Below are 16,087 nucleotides of genomic sequence, written 5' to 3' on the forward strand. Positions count from 1 at the left end.
CTTCAACTGGCTGACGTACTACGGCGGGAAGTTCTCCACCAGCCAGAAGCGCGGCGTCTTCACCGACGTCGCGCTGGAGCTGCTGCCCGCCGACTACTGGCGCTACTTCCTGCTGGCGCACGCGCCCGAGTCGGACGACTCCAGCTTCACCTGGGAGCTGTTCGCCTCGGTGGTCAACAAGGACCTCGCCGACACCCTCGGCAACTTCGTCAACCGGGTGCTCACCTTCAGCCGCAAGCGCTTCGGCGAGGAGGTCCCGGGCGGCCACCCGCCGGGGGAGGCCGAGCAGCGCCTCGGCGAGCAGGTCGCCGGCCTGCTCGCCGAGTACGAGGCCCAGCTGGACGGGCTCAACTTCCGCAAGGCGGCGCAGGCCCTGCGCGCGCTGTGGAGCGCGGGCAACGCGTACCTGGACGAGAAGGCGCCCTGGCTCCAGGTGAAGACCGACCCGGAGGCGGCGGCGCTGACCCTGCGCACCGCGATGAACCTGGTCCACCTGTACGCGGTGGTCTCCGAGCCGTTCGTCCCGGGCACGGCGGCGGCCGTGCGCGGGGCCTTCGCGCTGCCCGAGGACTCGCCCGCCGCCACCCGGGACTGGGTCTCCCCCGAGGAGGCGCGGACGCTGGACCTGGTGCCGGCCGGGACCGCGTTCACGGTGCCGCCGGTGCTGTTCGCCAAGATCACGGACGAGGAGCTGGCGGCCTGGACGGCGCGCTTCGGCGGCTCGGCGGATGAGCGCGGAGCCCCGCGCTAATCCGCCGGGCCCGTCGCGCCCGCCGCGTCCGACGTCTCCTCGGCCACCCAGGCGAGGTAGCCCGGGCTGCCGCCCGCCACCGGTACGGCGATCAGCTCGGGCGTCTCGTAGGAGTGCCGCCCGGCCACGAACGCGCCCAGCCGGTCCACGAGTTCGGCCCTGGTCTTGAGGTCGATCCGCCACTCCCCGGCGTCCTGCACCGCGCCGTCCCACCAGTACACCGACCGCACGGGGTACACCTGGGCGCAGGCCGCCAGCCGCTCCCCCACCACGGCGGACGCCAGGGCCCGGGCCTGCTCCTCGCTCTCGTGGGTCGTGGTCACCACGACGAAGCGCTGCTCGCTCGCTGTCATGCCCCGACGGTATCCCGCGGCCGGGCGAGGCCGCCGTGACCGCGCTGCTCGACGCCCTCGGCGGGCCCCGGCCGGGGCGGAATCCCGTTGCCCCGGCCGTCCCGCGGTTGCCACGATCCTCCGATGACGACCTTCTCCGGCCCCGACGGCACCCGGCTCGGCTACCGCGTGCTCGGCGAGGGCGAGCCGCTGCTCGTCCTCGCCGGCGGGGCGATGCGCGACGCCGCGTACCTCGGCGACCTCGGCGGGCTCTCCGCGCACCGCACCCTGTACGTCCTCGACCTGTGCGGCACCGGCCGCTCGGAGCGCCCGGCCGATCCGGCGGGCTACCGGGTCGACCGCCAGGTCGCGGACGTCGAGGCCTTCCGGGCCCACCTCGGGCTCGACCGGGTGGACGTCCTCGCCCACTCCGCCGGCTGCTCGCTCGCCGTCCTGGACGCGCTGCGGCACCCCGGGCGCACCGGGCGGCTGGTGCTGGTCACGCCCAGTCTGCGGATCTTCGGCAGGACGGCCACCGAGGACGACTACCGCGAAGCGGCGCAGGCCCGCGGCCTCGGCGGTGAGGAGTGGTACCCGGCCGCCCTGGCCGCCGTCCGCGCCGCCTTCGCCGGCGGCACCGCCGACCCCGATGCCGTGGCGCCGCTCTTCCACGGCCACTGGAACGACGCGGCCCGCGCCCACGAGGCCGACCGCGCCGCTCAGAGTCATCCGGAGGCCGCGGCGGCGTACCACGGCGGAGGCTTCCGGCCCGCCGACGTCCGCGCGGCCGTCGCCGAACTCCCCTCCCCGTCCTCCTGTTGGCGGGGGAGTACGACCCCGACCCGCGGCCGGGGGCGGTCCGCGCCACGGCGGCGCTGTTCCGCGACGCCCGCACCGCCGTCCAGCCCGCCGCCGGGCACTACCCGTGGTTGGACGACCCGGCCGCCTTCAGCCGTACGGTGGCCGCCTTCCTCGGCCGCTGACGCCCGGGCGGCGGGCTCGCGCCCCCGGGCCCCGGCGGTCAGTCCCGGCGGGCGGTGTGGACGGTCATCGCGGCGAGGTAGAAGGCGTCCGGGCGGTGCAGGACGCCGGTGGGGGCGTCCTCGGCAAGCAGGGCGTCCAGGGTGGCCCGGTCCTCGGCGTCGAGCTGCTCGGCGAGCCGGTCGCGCCGCCGGGTCAGCTGGATGTGCAGGTAGCGGCGGACGGGGCCGGCGAGCGGAGCGGGGTGGTCGACCAGGAAGGTGCGGGTGCCGGTCGGGGTCAGCCCGGCCCGCCGCAGCATGGCCGGCCAGTCCTCGATCTCCGCGGTGCTGCCGGGCAGTTCGGCCCGCATGGCGCTGAAGCCGTCCTCGTGGGCGGCGTCCATCCGGGCCTGGAAGCCGGGCCGGCCGAGGCCGAAGTCGCGCGGCAGGTAGCGCGCCGGCAGGCCGCTCTCGGCGACGGCGAGCAGGCCGCCGGGCCGCAGCAGCCCGGCGAGCGAGGTGAGCGCGGCCTGCTGGTCGCCCAGGTGGTGGACGGCGTTGCCGGACCAGATCAGGTCGGCCTCGCCGAGCTTGTCGAACTCGGCGGGCAGATCGGCCTGTTGGGTGCCGAGCCGGCCGCCGGAACGGGTCCGGGCGCGCTCCAGCAGGGCGGCCGACTGGTCGACGGCCACCACCTCGGCCGCCGGGAAGACCTCCGCCAGCAGTCCGGCGATCACCCCGGGCCCGCTGCCGACGTCGAGGACCCGCCGTACCCCGCCCTCCCCGTGCAGGCCGAGCAGCCACCGGCCGGCCTCGGTGACGGCGTCGGCCCGCAGGTCGGCCTCCAGCTCCAGGTGCGCGGCGAGCGCGTCCCAGTCGAAGTCGGCGGCGGGGGCGTGCCCGTGGGAGTGGCCGTGGTGGTGTCCGTGGCCGTGGGAGTGGCCGTGGGCGTGGGCTTGGTCGTGCTGGTGCGCTGACATCCGGATTCTCCGATCGTGGATTGACGAAAGCTGACCGCTCAGGCGGGCAGGGCGGCGCCGGACGCGCGGTACCGCTCGACCGCCCGGTCGAGGTCCTCCGCCGCGAGGTCGTGGTCGAGCGCGAAGGCGGCCGCCGCGCCCGCTCCGGCGGCGGTGACCACCTGGGCGCGCGGGTCGGCGACGTTGCCGACCGCCCAGACGCCGGGGAGGCTGGTGCGGCCGGTCCGGTCGGTGGTGACCCAGCCGTCGTCGCCCCGGGCGCAGTCGAGGCCGAAGAGCAGCGCGTCCCGGGGGACCGGCTGCGGGAAGACGAACACCGCCTCGCGCGGCACCACCTGGCCGTTGTCGAGTTCGACGCCGCGCAGCCGCCCGTCGTCGGACACCAGGCGGACGATCCGGCCCTCGACCACCCGGACCTCCCGGGCGGCGAGCCGCTCCCGCTCGTCGTCCGTCAGCACGAGGGTGTGCGCGAGCAGCACCACGTCCGCCGACCACTGCCGCAGCAGCAGCGCCTGGCCGACGGCCCCCGGGCCGGTGCCGAGCACCCCGAGCGGGCGGTCGCGGACCTCCCAGCCGTGGCAGTACGGGCAGTGCAGCACGTCGTGGCCCCAGCGCTCGGTCAGTCCGGGCAGCTCCGGCAGCCCGTCGCGCAGCCCGGTGGCGACGACCACCCGGCGCGCGTGCAGCACCGGTCCGCCGGCCAGGTGGACCACGAAGCCGGCCCGCTCGACGTGCTCGACGTGTTCTTCGAGCTCGACGTGCTCGACGTGCTCGACGTGCTCGACCCGGGCGTCGATCAGGTCCACCCCGTACCGGGCGGCCTCCTCCCGGCCGACCGCCAGCAGCGCCGCCGGGGGCATGCCGTCCCGGCCCAGGTAGCCGTGCAGGTGGGCGGCGGGGGCGTTGCGCGGCTCACCGGCGTCCACCACCGCGACCCGGCGCCGGGCCCGGCCCAGCACCAGGGCGGCGTTCAGCCCCGCCGCTCCGGCGCCGACCACCACCGCGTCGTAGCGCTCGCTCCCGCTGGTTCCGGTCGTTCCGGTCGTTCCGGTCGTTCCGGTCGTTCCGATCGTCTCGCCCATGGCGCTCACCTCCACCGCCAGGCTGCGGCCCGCCTCACCGGATCGGCAAGCTTTGTTGCCGCCTCAGCAAACCCCGGCCTCAGCAAACCCCGGCCTCAGCAAGCCCCGGCCTCAGCCGTCCCGGCGGACCGCCGCCGTCCGCTGCCAGTACGACCGGGCGGCCACCACCAGCGCCACCCCGTACCCGGCGAACCCGCACATCCCGACCCAGGCGATCTCCAGCGCGCTCTGCTCACCGGCCAGCTCGCCGAGCCTGATCCGCGTCACCCCGGCGGTGCAGAGCGCCAGGTAGCCGATCCCGACCACCCCGTACGGCGCCAGCGTGGCCGCGCCCAGCAGGGCCGGGGTGAGCGGCAGCCAGCGCGGCACCCGGCGGCCGCGCAGCGGCAGGGTCCAGCGCGGGAAGACCTGCCCCCACGGACGGACCAGCCCCCAGAGCAGGAACACCCCGAGCAGCGCCAGCAGCATCGTGCCGTCGAGCCCCCGGCGCTCCAGGGCGAGCCAGAGCCCGGAGGAGCCGTTGTGCACGTAGCTCGCGTACATCTGGTCGCCGCTGATCCCGGCGAAGCTGCCGCCGAGCGCCCAGACCTGCTTCATCAGCACGTACGGGACGAACGCCAAGGTCCCTGCCCAGGCGGCGAGTTGGACGGTCGGGGGAGCCGGCACGGGCGGCTCCGCCCGGTCGCCGGGGCCGCTGCGGGCACCCGGCGGGACGGGCCGCGGGCCGAGGGCGGCGCGGGCCAGCAGCACCGCCCCCACCGCCGCCAGGACGCGCTCCACCGCGTCGGGGACGCTGTCCACCCGCTGGCCGAACAGCAGCGTGACCAGGTCCATCAGCAGGCTCCAGGCCCCCACCGCGGCCGCCCCGCACAACAGCCACAGCAGCCACGGCAGCCGGCGCACCGGCCTCCGGCGGGCCACCGCCACCCCGGCCGCGGCCGCGGCCGCCCCCACGCCGGCGACCACCCACCCCGGCCACTCCGCGCCGAACAGCTCCGTCCCGCCCAGCGCGCACCCCAGCCCGAACCCGGCGTACCCGAGGCCCCAGCCGGTCACCACCCACCCGTCCCTCACCATGCCGCCAGCTTCGTCCGCGCCGCCCGCCCCCTCCTCCCCCGGCACGGTGATCCCCCTCCCCCGCCCGGGGGAGCGGGATCAGCTCACGGCACCGGAACGCGCGCCGCCCCGCCCGGCGGGCGGCCGGGCGGGGCGGCGTTCACGCCCGCGGTGGTGGGTTCACCCCCGTGGGGCGGCGAAGCAGTGCACGGTGACGGTGCGTCCGGAGGCCCAGCGCTGGTCGCCGCCGCCGAGGCGGGTCCAGCCCAGGCGCCGGTAGAGGGCCACGGCGGCGGTGTCGGTGGTGAGGACGTCGAGCACCGGGTGCAGGCCGAGCGCCCGCGCGTGCGCCACGGCGCAGGCCAGCAGCCGGGCGCCGATGCGGTGGCCGCGCGCCCCGGGGGCGACGTACAGGCGGCCGATCACGGTGGTGAGTTCCGGGGGGCCGCCGGTGCGGTGGCTCCACAGCCCGGGGGCGAGGTCGCCCGGGGCGCTGCGGGCGAGGCCGACGTGCCCGGCGAGCCGGCCGTCCGACTCGGCGATCCAGGCGCCGAGCAGGCCGTCCGGGGTCAGCCAGGCGGCGGGGCGGTCGGGCCAGTCGGCCGGATAGCCGTCGACGGCGTGGACGTCGCCCAGCACCCGGACGCAGTCGGCGAGGTCGTCGGCGCGGCGGGGTCGGACCGTCACCCCCGCTCCGGCCTGCCGTGGGTCGGACGCGACGACGGTGGCGCGTTCTTCGAGGTCTGCCATGCCGGTACGTTACCGGCCGGGCCTCACCGTCGCAGCAGGTCGACGACCCCGGTCAGGTCCTCCTCGCCGCCGCCGATCTCCAGTCGACGCTCCATCAGCCGGAAGTACGGAAGCAGGAGTTCCGCGCTCACCCCCTGCTCCTCGGCGGTGCCCAGCAGCGTCCCCTTGCCGGCCACCTGCATCGCCAGGTTGGACACCACGTCCAGGGCGTAGTCGCCGCTCTCCAGCTGCTGCGCGGTCTTGGCCACCGAGCCGGACATCGCGGCGAGCCAGCCGCCCAGCAGCGGGGCCAGCTCGCTCGGCGCCACGGACTCGCCGCGGATCAGCGCGAAGGCGTGCGCGATCCCGGCGAACATCCCGTACATCCCGCTGAGCAGCGCCACGTCGTGCAGCGCCGCGAACCCGGCGTCCGCGCCCACGTACCGGGTGTCGGCCGGGGCGGCGAGGACGCCCTCGTGCTCCTCGAACAGCTCGGCGGAACCGCTGTAGAACACGTACGCCCCGGCGGCCGGGACGCCGATCATCGGCGGGACGGCCATGATCCCGCCGTCCAGGTAGCGGGCGCCGCGCCGCTCGGCCCAGGCGGCGCGGGCGCGGGCCTTCCCGGGCGTGCTGGTGACCAGGTTGACCAGGTCCTTGCCGGTCAGGTCGACGCCGTCCAGCGCCTCCTGCACGGAGTCGTCGTCGAGCAGGCAGACGACGACCAGCCGGTTCGCCGCGACGGCCTCCGCGACGGTGGCGGCGACGGCGGCACCGCGGGCGGCGAGCCCCTCGGCGCGGGCGGCGGTGCGGTTCCAGACGGTCAGCGGGTGCCCGGCGGCGAGCCAGGCCTCGGCCAGCGCGGCGCCCATCGCGCCGAGGCCGAGCAGGGTGAGCGGGGTCTTGGACACGTTCTCAACGGGGTTGGTTGCCATGGTGTCCAGCCTCGGCGCGGCCCCGGAAACGATCAAGTACGCACTTCGAAGTGGGTGGTTACCCTGGGGTGAGCATCGAGGTCGGAGGGGTCGGAAGGGGTGGGCATGGCGACCGTGCCGAGGCCGGGGGCGTACATCTGCGGGACGGACGCCGCGATGGACGTGATCGGCGGGAAGTGGAAGGTGTCGATCCTCTGGGCCCTGGGCGAGCGCCCGCGGTGCCGCTTCGGCGAGCTGCGCCGGCTGCTGCCGGGGATCACCGAGAAGGTGCTGACCGCGCACCTGCGCGAGATGGAGGCGCACGGCATCGTGCACCGGGAGGCGTACGACGAGGTGCCGCCGCGGGTCGAGTACGCGCTGACCGAGGCGGGGCACCGCCTCAACACGGCGCTGGGGCCGCTGGGGGCGTGGGGGCGGGAGCACGTCCTGGGCCTGACGCCGTACCCGGCGTAGCGCGCGCCGCACCCGGCCGGGCCGTGGCCGCGCGGCGGCCTGACGCGGCGGCCTGGCATGGTGCGGTGGCCACGTGCGGCGGCCACCGCCCGGCCCGCCGTCAGGCGATCGCGGCCGACACCACCGCCGCCACCGCGATGTTGCAGGCGGCGGACACCCACACCGCCGGGTGCGGCTCCGGATCGACCAGGATCTCGCCGAGCTTGCCCGGCGTCAGCAGGTCCACCAGCCAGAACGCGACGGCCATCAGCAGCAGCCCGAGCAGGCCGTAACAGGCCGTCGAGACCAGGCCCTTGCCGAAGTCGGCGTAGGTGTACATGATCGCGGTGAAGACGATCCCGCCGATGCCGAGCAGCGCGGAGCTGAGCAGGACGGCGGCGTTGCGGTTGCGCTCCACCCAGATCTGGTGGCCGAGCCTGCCGGGCGTCAGCACGTCGACCAGCCCGATGCCGAGGAGCAGCAGCACCACACCGAGGGCGCCGTAGGCCGCCGCCGCGCCGAGCCCGTGCAGAATGTCGTTCATCGTGGTCCAGCCCCCGGTCCGCTCACGCCGTTCCCCCTGACGTCCTGGTCAAGGGTTGGCAAAAGATACCCCACCGGGATGAGCGCCGGGCCGGAAACCCCGTCGCCCGGCGGCCCCCGATCGCCTTCAATACCGCCATGCGCCCCGACCTCACCACCGCCGCCCTGCAGAGCGAACGCCTCGACCTGCTGCCGATCGCCCCCGGGCACGCCGAGGAGCTGGCGGCGGCGCTCGCCGACCCGGCCCTGCACGCCTTCACCGGCGGCCGCCCGGCCACCGTCGAGGAGCTGCGCGCCCGCTGCGCCCGGCTGGCCGCCGGCTCCCCCGACCCGGCCGAGGCCTGGGGCAACTGGGTGCTGCGGCTGCGCGCCGACGGCGCCCTCACCGGCTACGTGCAGACCACCGTCCGCCCGGACGAGGCCGAACTCGCCTGGGTGGTCGGCACCCCCTGGCAGCGCCGCGGCCTGGCCACCGAGGCCGCCCGTACCCTGCTCGCCCACCTCACCGCGGCCGGCGTCACCACCGCCGTCGCCCACCTCCACCCCGACCACCACGCCTCCGCCGCCGTCGCCCGCGCCGTCGGCCTGCGCCCGACCCTCCGGCAGCAGGACGGCGAGACCCGCTGGCAGGCCGACCTCACCCGCCCCGACCTCTTCCCGAACGCGGCCGGCATGTCGTTCGAGCAAGCCGCCCGCCTGACCGCGCTGGTCGAGGAGTGCCGCCCGGTGCTCGCGGACGGCGGCATGGACGCCGTCCAGCAGCTGCTGGCCGACCGCGGGGAGCGCGTGATCCCCGCGATCACGGTCACCAGGGCCCTGCTCGGCTGGGCCGACACCACGCTCCACACCGCCTGGGAGCTCGTCCTGCGGAGCGCCGCCCGCACGCCGCGCTTCTGAACCCGGCTCCGAACCCGGCCCTGAACCCGGTCCGCCCGGAATGCGGGCACCGGGCGTGCGGTTTGATTGACGCATGGCATCTCGTGCACGTGTACGCGCCCCCGAGCTGGTCGGGGCAGGCGGTTGGCTGAACACCGGCGGCAAGGAGCTCACCCTCGCCGACTTCCGGGGCAAGATCACCGTCCTGGACTTCTGGACCTTCTGCTGCATCAACTGTCTGCACGTCCTGGACGAGCTGCGGGAGCTGGAGGAGAAGCACCGCGACACCGTGGTGATCGTCGGGGTGCACTCGCCGAAGTTCGTGCACGAGGCCGACCACCAGGCCGTGGTGGACGCCGTCGACCGGTACGAGGTGCACCACCCGGTGCTGGACGACCCGGCGCTGGCCACCTGGAAGCAGTACGCCGTACGGGCCTGGCCGACGCTGGTGGTGATCGACCCGGAGGGCTACGTGGTCGCCCAGCACGCCGGTGAGGGCCACGCCCACGCGATCGCCAAGCTGGTCGAGGAGCTGGAGGCCGAGCACGCCGCGAAGGGCACGCTGCGCCGCGGCGACGGCCCGTACGTGGCGCCGGAGCCGACCGCCGGGGACCTCAAGTTCCCCGGCAAGGCGGTCCGGCTGCCGAACGGCCACTTCCTGGTCGCCGACTCCGGCCACCACTCGCTGGTCGAGCTGGCCGACGACGGCGAGACGGTGGTGCGCCGGATCGGCGACGGGCAGCGCGGCCTGGTGGACGGCGACGGCACGGACGGCGCCGGCCCGCGGTTCAGCGAGCCGCAGGGCCTCGCGCTGCTGCCGGAGGGCTCGGCGTACGACGTGGTGGTCGCCGACACCGTCAACCACGCCCTGCGCGGCGTCCGCCTCGCCGACGGCCGGGTGACCACCCTGGCCGGCACCGGCCGCCAGTGGTGGCAGGGCTCGGCCACCGGGGGCCCGGCCCGCGAGGTGGACCTCTCCTCGCCGTGGGACGTCGCCTGGTTCGACGGCCGGGTGTGGATCGCGATGGCCGGCGTGCACCAGCTCTGGTCGTACGACCCGGCCACCGACACCGTCGCGGTCGCGGCCGGCACCACCAACGAGGGCCTGGTGGACGGGCCCGCCGCCGAGGCCTGGTTCGCCCAGCCGTCCGGCCTCGCCGTCTCGGCGGACGGCGAGCGGCTCTGGGTCGCCGACTCCGAGACCTCCGCGCTGCGCTGGGTTTCACGTGAAACGGGGACGGTCCACACCGCCGTCGGCACCGGCCTGTTCGACTTCGGCCACCGCGACGGCGCCGCCGAGCAGGCGCTGTTCCAGCACCCGCTGGGCGTCACCGTGCTGCCGGACGGCTCGGTGGCCGTCGCCGACACCTACAACCACGCGCTGCGCCGCTACGACCCGGCGAGCGGCGAGGTCAGCACGCTGGCCACCGACCTGCGCGAGCCCTCCGGGGCGGTGCTGGTGGACGGCGACATCGTGGTGGTCGAGTCGGCCCGGCACCGGCTGACCAGGCTGCGGCTGCCGGAGGAGGCGGTGCGGGTCGAGTCGGTGGCGCACCGCACCCAGCGCGCGGCCACCGAGGTCGCCCCGGGCGCCTTCCGGCTGGACGTGGTCTTCGAGGCGCCGAGCGGCCAGAAACTGGACGAGCGCTACGGCCCGTCCACCCGGCTGCTGGTCAGCGCGACCCCGCCCGAGCTGCTGGTCTCCGGCGCGGGCGCGGACAGCGACCTCTCCCGCGAGCTGGTGCTCTCCGCCGAGGTCGCCGAGGGCGTGCTGCACGTCTCGGCGATGGCCGCGTCCTGCGACGACGACCCGGAGATCGAGTACCCGGCCTGCCACGTGCACCAGCAGGACTGGGGCGTGCCGGTGAAGCTGGTCGCCGACGGCGCCCGCCGCCTCCCGCTGGTCCTGGCCGGGATGGAGTAGCGCCCGGGAGGAGCAGGGCCCGGGACGGAGCAGAGCCCGGCCGAAGCAGCTCCGGAAAACGACGACGGGGCCCGGCGGACGATCGGTCGTCCGCCGGGCCCCGTCACGCCGGAGGCGCGGTCAGCCCTCCAGGAACGCCTTGAGCGCGCTGGCCAGCAGGTACGGGTCCTCCGCGCCGCACAGCTCGCGCGCCGAGTGCATGGAGAGCGCCGCGATGCCGCAGTCCACCGTCCTGATGCCCAGCCGCGCCGCCGTGATCGGGCCGATCGTCGTCCCGCAGGGCATGGCGTTGTTGGAGACGAAGGTCTGCCACGGCACGCCCGCCTTCTCGCAGGCGGCCGCGAACACCGCCCGACCAAGGCCGTCGGTCGCGTAGCGGTTGTTGACGTTGACCTTGAGGATCGGCCCGCCGTTCGGCATCGGGTGGTGGCCCGGCTCGTGCCGCTCGCTGTAGTTCGGGTGGACGGCGTGGCCCATGTCCGAGGAGAGGCAGACGGTGCCGGCCAGCGCCCGGGCCCGGTCCTCGGTGCTGCCGCCGCGCGCGTGGACCGTCCGGTCCAGCACGGTGCCGAGCAGCGGGCTCTGCGCGCCGGTGTCGGACTCGCTGCCGGTCTCCTCGTGGTCGAAGGCGGCCAGCACCGGGATGTACGGCAGGTCCGCGGCGCCGTCGGAGGCGGCGACGGCGGCGAGCGCGGCGGTGGCCGCGTGCACCGAGAGCAGGTTGTCCAGGCGCGGGGCGGCCAGCAGCTCGCGGTCGCGGCCCAGGTAGGAGGCGGGCTGGACGTCGTGGGTCATCAGGTCCCAGCCGGCCACGTCGTCGGCGGCCAGCCCGACCCGCTCGGCGACGTAGGAGATCAGCGAGCCCTCGTCGACCGGGCCGAGGCCCCAGATCGGGGTGAGGTGGCGCTGCTTGTCGAGCTTCATGCCCTCGTTGACCTGGCGGTCCAGGTGGATGGCGAGCTGCGGCACCCGCAGCAGCGGCTCGTCCAGCTGGACCAGCCGGGCGGTGCCGTCCTTCAGCGCGAGCCGGCCGGAGAGGCCGAGGTCGCGGTCCAGCCAGGTGTTCAGCGGGACGCCGCCGTAGATCTCCACGGCGACCTGCCGCCAGCCCTCCGAACCGGTGTCCGGCACCGGCTTGACCCGCAGGTTGGGCGAGTCGGTGTGGGTGCCGACGATCCGGAACGGGGTGGCGGGGCCCGCCCCCTGCGGCAGGTACCAGGCGATCAGCGCGCCGCCGCGGATCAGGTAGCGCCCGCCGGCCGCGTCGTCCCACGCGTCCGTCTCGGCGACCTGCCGGAAGCCCGCCTTCTCCAGCCGCTCCGCGGCGCTCGCCACCGCGTGGTACGGAGACGGCGAGGTGCCGAGGAACGCGATCAGGTCGTCGCTGTGCGTCCGGTCGAAGAATGCCTGGCGGGCGGCGGTCGACATACTGCTCCTGGGTCGAGTGAGGGCCGAAGCCGGATGGGGAGTCGGCTCCGCACCTGAGCATATGCCCGTACACGGACAGGGCATTCGGAACTTCCGGTTCGGTGCGCGCCCCGGCCCGGCCGCGCCGGAGGGCCGCACGGGCACCGACCCGGCCGCGCCGAAGGGCCGCCCGGGAACGGCGCCGGACACACCGAAGGGCCCGGTGGCAGCCGGGCCCTTCGGTGTGAGGGTGTGTCAGGCGGTTCGGAAGGAGGGGAGCCTCAGAAGGCCTCCTCCGCCAGCTCCATGATCTCGTTGTCGATGCCCTCGGCGATCAGGCGCTGCGGGGCGACGGTCGGCAGGACGTTCTTGGCGAAGAAGCGGGCCGCCGCGACCTTGCCCTGGTAGAAGGGGACGTCCTTCTCCGAGGCGCCGGCCTCCAGCTTGGCCAGGGCCACCGCGGCCTGGCGCAGCAGCAGCCAGCCGACCACGACGTCGCCGGAGACCATCAGCAGGCGGGTGGTGTTCAGGCCCACCTTGTACATGTTCTTGACGTCCTGCTCGACCGAGGTGAGGTCGGCCAGCAGCTTGCCGACGATCGCCTCCAGGTCGCCCGCGGCCTTGGCGAGCAGCTCGCGCTCGGCGGCCAGGGCGTCGCCGCCGGCGGCCGAGGCGAGGAACTTCTGGATCTGCTCGGACAGCGCGGTGAGCGCCTGGCCGCCGTCCTTGACGATCTTGCGGAAGAAGAAGTCCTGGCCCTGGATCGCCGTGGTGCCCTCGTACAGGGTGTCGATCTTGGCGTCGCGGATGTACTGCTCGATCGGGTACTCCTGGAGGTACCCGGAGCCGCCGAAGGTCTGCAGCGACTGGGCGAGCTGCTCGTAGGACTTCTCCGAGCCGTAGCCCTTGACGATCGGCAGCAGCAGGTCGTTCAGGCGCTCGGCGGCCTCGTCGCGCTCGCCGCGCAGCTTGGCGGCCAGCATGTCGTCCTGGGTGGACGCGGTGAACAGCACCAGCGCGCGCATGCCCTCGGCGTACGCCTTCTGGGTGAGCAGCGAGCGGCGCACGTCCGGGTGGTGGGTGATGGTGACGCGCGGGGCGGTCTTGTCCAGGAACTGCGAGATGTCGGCGCCCTGCACGCGCTCCTTGGCGTACTCCAGGGCGTTCAGGTAGCCGGTGGAGAGGGTGGCGATGGCCTTCGTGCCGACCATCATGCGGGCGAACTCGATGATCTTGAACATCTGGCGGATGCCGTCGACCTTCTCGCCGAGCAGCCAGCCCTTGGCCGGGTGCTTGGCGCCGAAGGTCATCTCGCAGGTGTTCGAGGCCTTGAGGCCCATCTTGTGCTCGACGTTGGTGGCGTAGACGCCGTTGCGCTCGCCCAGCTCGCCGGTCTCCCAGTCGAAGTCGAACTTGGGGACGATGAACAGGCCCAGGCCCTTGGTGCCCGGCTTGCCGCCCTCGGGGCGGGCCAGCACCATGTGGATGATGTTCTCGGACATGTCGTGCTCACCCGAGGTGATGAAGCGCTTCACGCCCTCGATGTGCCAGGAGCCGTCCTCCTGCTGGATCGCCTTGGTGCGGCCGGCGCCCACGTCGGAGCCCGCGTCGGGCTCGGTGAGGACCATGGTGGAGCCCCACAGGCGGTCGGTCATCCGCTCGGCGACCTTGTGCTGCTCCTCGGTGCCCTCCTCGGCGATGACGCCGGCGAAGGCCGGGCCGGAGGAGTACATCCAGATGGCCGGGTTGGAGCCCAGGATCTGCTCGGCGAAGGCCCAGATCAGCGAGTTCGGGGTGACCTGGCCGCCGATCGACTCCGGGATGCCCAGACGCCACCACTCGGCGTCCATGAAGGTCTGGTAGCTCTTCTTGAAGGCGGCCGGGATCGGCGCGGTGTTGGTCTCCGGGTCGAAGACCGGCGGGTTGCGGTCCGTGTCGGCGAAGGACGCCGCGAGGTCGTTCTCGGCGAGGCGCGAGATCTCGCTGAGGATGTTCTTCGCGGTCTCGACGTCCATGTCCGCGAACGGTCCGGTGCCGTACACCTGCTCGCGGCCGAACACCTCGAAGAGGTTGAACTCCACGTCCCGCAGGTTGGACTTGTAGTGACCCATGGCCGTTATCTCCGGTTCGTCGCTTCCGGGAGACCGCCGTTCCGGCGTCCCGTACCCACCAGTAGGCATCATGATGCTACCCAGCGGTAACTTGGGCAAGCCCCCGCCGGCGAATCCGCTATGAACGTGGTCACGTCCCACAGTCGGCGCGGCCACTCCTTGTCAGGATCGGTGCCAGCGGAGGGGGGTGCCCTCCCGCTAGCCTGTCCGTGTGTACGGATATGACCAGAACACATACCCGGGCGACCCCTACCAGCAGCAGGCGGGACCGCAGCAGGGCATGAACGGCATGCCCGGACCCGACGCCTACGGCGGGCAGTCGCAGGCCTCCCAGCAGTCCCTGTACCCCGAACCCTCGCCGCCCTCACTCGCGGACGCGGTGCGCGCCTTCACCACCGGCTCGATGGCGGTCGAGGACTTCCAGGCGATCTTCATCACCTCGAAGGTGCACTGCCCCCGCGGCGACCGCCCCGGCTTCCTGGCGCTGCACAACACCCCGACGCCGGTGATCCCGATGTTCAGCTCGCTGAAGGAGCTGCGCCGCTACGCCGGCAAGGACTCCAAGCACTTCACCGTCACCGGCGCCGAGGTCCTGGACCTGCTGCCGACCGGCTACGGCTTCGCGCTGGACATGGAGGGCGAGCACCGGATGGTGTTCGACGCCAAGGCCGTCGAGCAGATGGTCGACTTCACCATGCGCCGGATGTACGGCTGAGCCATCCTGGGAGAGGAGCGACCGCTCCTTCGTCAGCACATAGTTCAATTTTCAACTTGCTTGTTGTTGAGGATTGAACTAATCTCGTGGATGTAGGCCAGACACCCCCCGAAGGAGGCCGACATGCCCGCCGTGACCGTCGACAACCCGCTGACCCTCCCGCGCGTCACCACGCCGGACCCCGCCGTCACGAGCGCCCGGCCGGTCCTCACCGTGGCCACCGCTCCCGAGGGCTTCGAAGGCGAGGGCTTCCCCGTCCGCCGCGCCTTCGCCAAGATCAACCAGAAGTACCTCGACCCCTTCATCATGATGGACCAGATGGGCGAGGTGGACTACGCGGCCGGCGAGCCCAAGGGCACCCCGTGGCACCCGCACCGCGGCTTCGAGACCGTCACCTACATCATCGACGGAACGTTCATCCACCGGGACTCGCACGGCGGTGGCGGCACCATCACCGACGGCGACACCCAGTGGATGACGGCCGGCTCCGGTCTGCTGCACATCGAGACCCCGCCGGAGTCCCTGGTGCGGTCCGGCGGCCTCTTCCACGGCCTCCAGCTGTGGGTGAACCTGCCCGCCTCGGACAAGATGATCACCCCGAAGTACCAGGACATCCGCGGCGGCAGCGTCAAGCTGCTCAGCACCGAGGACGGCGGCGCGCTGCTGCGGGTCATCGCCGGCGAGCTGGACGGCCACCAGGGCCCCGGTACCACCTTCACCCCGATCACCATGATCCACGCCTCGGTCAGCCCCGGCGCCCAGATCACCCTGCCCTGGCGCGCCGACTTCAACGCCCTCGCCTACGGCCTCGCCGGCAACGGCTCGGCCGGCACCGAGCACCGTCCCTTCCACCGGGGCCAGGCCGTCGTCTTCGGCGACGGCGACTCGATCACCATCCGCGCCGACGAGAAGCAGGACTCCCGCGACAACAACTTCGAGGTCGTCCTCCTCGGCGGCCTCCCGATCCGCGAACCCGTCGCCCACTACGGCCCGTTCGTCATGAACAGCCACCGCGAGCTCCAGCAGGCCATGGAGGACTTCCAGGCCGGCCGGCTCGGCACCATCCCCGCCGACGGCCACTGACACCCGGCCTCCGGGCACCGATGGGACCCGACGGGACCTGACGGGACCTGACGGGACCTGACGGGACCCGGGCCCGGACTGCTGGTACCCGATGAACGTCTTCTACAACGCCGGTACGGCGAAGGAGGAGGCCGACGAGTACAACTGGATCTACACCAGCGCGGCCAAC

At 73.9% G+C, this 16,087-nt stretch carries 15 protein-coding genes and 2 pseudogenes; 8 read left to right on the forward strand and 9 right to left on the reverse strand.

The annotated features are described in order from the left end of the window. Positions 1–751 (forward strand): class I tRNA ligase family protein (locus tag ABZW03_RS22285; RefSeq protein WP_355260901.1); only part of this gene is annotated, 751 nt, incomplete at its 5' end. Here the strand turns inward: ABZW03_RS22285 and cutA are convergent. Beyond that, positions 748–1,104, reverse strand: coding sequence for a divalent-cation tolerance protein CutA (gene cutA / locus ABZW03_RS22290; protein WP_355260904.1), 357 nt, complete (start codon positions 1,102–1,104; stop codon positions 748–750). The genes ABZW03_RS22285 and cutA overlap by 4 nt on opposite strands. Before the next feature lie 213 nt (positions 1,105–1,317). On the opposite strand from cutA, the pseudogene ABZW03_RS22295 reads away from it, so the two are divergent. Further along, positions 1,318–1,596 (forward strand): annotated as a pseudogene (locus ABZW03_RS22295) (alpha/beta fold hydrolase); the annotation flags it as partial. Between the two features lie 305 nt (positions 1,597–1,901). Next, positions 1,902–2,066: a hypothetical protein gene (locus ABZW03_RS22300; RefSeq protein WP_355260907.1), complete on the forward strand. Its 165-nt coding sequence runs from the start codon at positions 1,902–1,904 to the stop codon at positions 2,064–2,066. A gap of 38 nt (positions 2,067–2,104) precedes the next feature. On the opposite strand, the gene ABZW03_RS22305 is transcribed toward ABZW03_RS22300, so the two are convergent. From ABZW03_RS22305 to ABZW03_RS22325, 5 genes are all read right to left on the reverse strand, one after another. After that, positions 2,105–3,025, reverse strand: a complete 921-nt coding sequence (locus ABZW03_RS22305) for a class I SAM-dependent methyltransferase (protein ID WP_355260910.1) — start codon at positions 3,023–3,025, stop codon at positions 2,105–2,107. Between the two features lie 38 nt (positions 3,026–3,063). Next, entirely contained in the window at positions 3,064–4,107 is a 1,044-nt protein-coding gene (locus tag ABZW03_RS22310) for an NAD(P)/FAD-dependent oxidoreductase (RefSeq protein WP_355260913.1), read from the reverse strand. A 111-nt stretch (positions 4,108–4,218) separates the two neighbouring features. Further along, positions 4,219–5,184 carry a hypothetical protein gene (locus ABZW03_RS22315; protein ID WP_355260916.1) on the reverse strand — a complete coding sequence of 322 codons (966 nt, stop codon included), beginning with the start codon at positions 5,182–5,184 and terminating at the stop codon, positions 4,219–4,221. A 159-nt stretch (positions 5,185–5,343) separates the two neighbouring features. Further along, positions 5,344–5,913: a GNAT family N-acetyltransferase gene (locus ABZW03_RS22320; protein ID WP_355260919.1), complete on the reverse strand. Its 570-nt coding sequence runs from the start codon at positions 5,911–5,913 to the stop codon at positions 5,344–5,346. A 23-nt stretch (positions 5,914–5,936) separates the two neighbouring features. Further along, positions 5,937–6,827: an NAD(P)-binding domain-containing protein gene (locus ABZW03_RS22325; RefSeq protein WP_355260922.1), complete on the reverse strand. Its 891-nt coding sequence runs from the start codon at positions 6,825–6,827 to the stop codon at positions 5,937–5,939. A gap of 105 nt (positions 6,828–6,932) precedes the next feature. Here ABZW03_RS22325 and ABZW03_RS22330 point away from each other — a divergent pair, with 105 nt between their 5' ends. After that, complete coding sequence (locus ABZW03_RS22330; protein WP_355260925.1) at positions 6,933–7,280, forward strand: helix-turn-helix domain-containing protein; 348 nt, start codon at positions 6,933–6,935, stop codon at positions 7,278–7,280. 100 nt (positions 7,281–7,380) lie between these two features. Here the strand turns inward: ABZW03_RS22330 and ABZW03_RS22335 are convergent, their stop codons facing one another. Next, a complete protein-coding gene (locus ABZW03_RS22335; protein ID WP_355260928.1) occupies positions 7,381–7,803 on the reverse strand; it encodes a DUF350 domain-containing protein in 423 nt (140 codons plus the stop codon). Between the two features lie 137 nt (positions 7,804–7,940). On the opposite strand from ABZW03_RS22335, the pseudogene ABZW03_RS22340 reads away from it, so the two are divergent. Both ABZW03_RS22340 and ABZW03_RS22345 read left to right on the forward strand, forming a co-directional pair. Next, positions 7,941–8,429 (forward strand): annotated as a pseudogene (locus tag ABZW03_RS22340) (GNAT family N-acetyltransferase); the annotation flags it as partial. Positions 8,430–8,772: 343 nt separating this feature from the next. Further along, entirely contained in the window at positions 8,773–10,602 is a 1,830-nt protein-coding gene (locus ABZW03_RS22345) for an NHL domain-containing thioredoxin family protein (protein WP_355260931.1), read from the forward strand. Between the two features lie 120 nt (positions 10,603–10,722). On the opposite strand, the gene ABZW03_RS22350 is transcribed toward ABZW03_RS22345, so the two are convergent. Then, a complete protein-coding gene (locus ABZW03_RS22350; RefSeq protein ID WP_355260934.1) occupies positions 10,723–12,030 on the reverse strand; it encodes a M18 family aminopeptidase in 1,308 nt (435 codons plus the stop codon). 260 nt (positions 12,031–12,290) lie between these two features. After that, entirely contained in the window at positions 12,291–14,120 is a 1,830-nt protein-coding gene (locus tag ABZW03_RS22355; protein ID WP_355260937.1) for an acyl-CoA dehydrogenase, read from the reverse strand. A 280-nt stretch (positions 14,121–14,400) separates the two neighbouring features. On the opposite strand from ABZW03_RS22355, the gene ABZW03_RS22360 reads away from it, so the two are divergent. Continuing rightward, positions 14,401–14,835 (forward strand): SseB family protein, encoded by a 435-nt coding sequence (locus ABZW03_RS22360; RefSeq protein WP_355260943.1) that lies wholly within the window; start codon positions 14,401–14,403, stop codon positions 14,833–14,835. A 123-nt stretch (positions 14,836–14,958) separates the two neighbouring features. Beyond that, positions 14,959–15,918, forward strand: a complete 960-nt coding sequence (locus ABZW03_RS22365; protein WP_355260940.1) for a pirin family protein — start codon at positions 14,959–14,961, stop codon at positions 15,916–15,918. The last annotated feature ends 169 nt before the right edge of the window (positions 15,919–16,087 follow it).

Origin of the sequence: Kitasatospora sp. NPDC004799, from assembly GCF_040609095.1 — a bacterium.
Lineage (GTDB): Bacteria > Actinomycetota > Actinomycetes > Streptomycetales > Streptomycetaceae > Kitasatospora.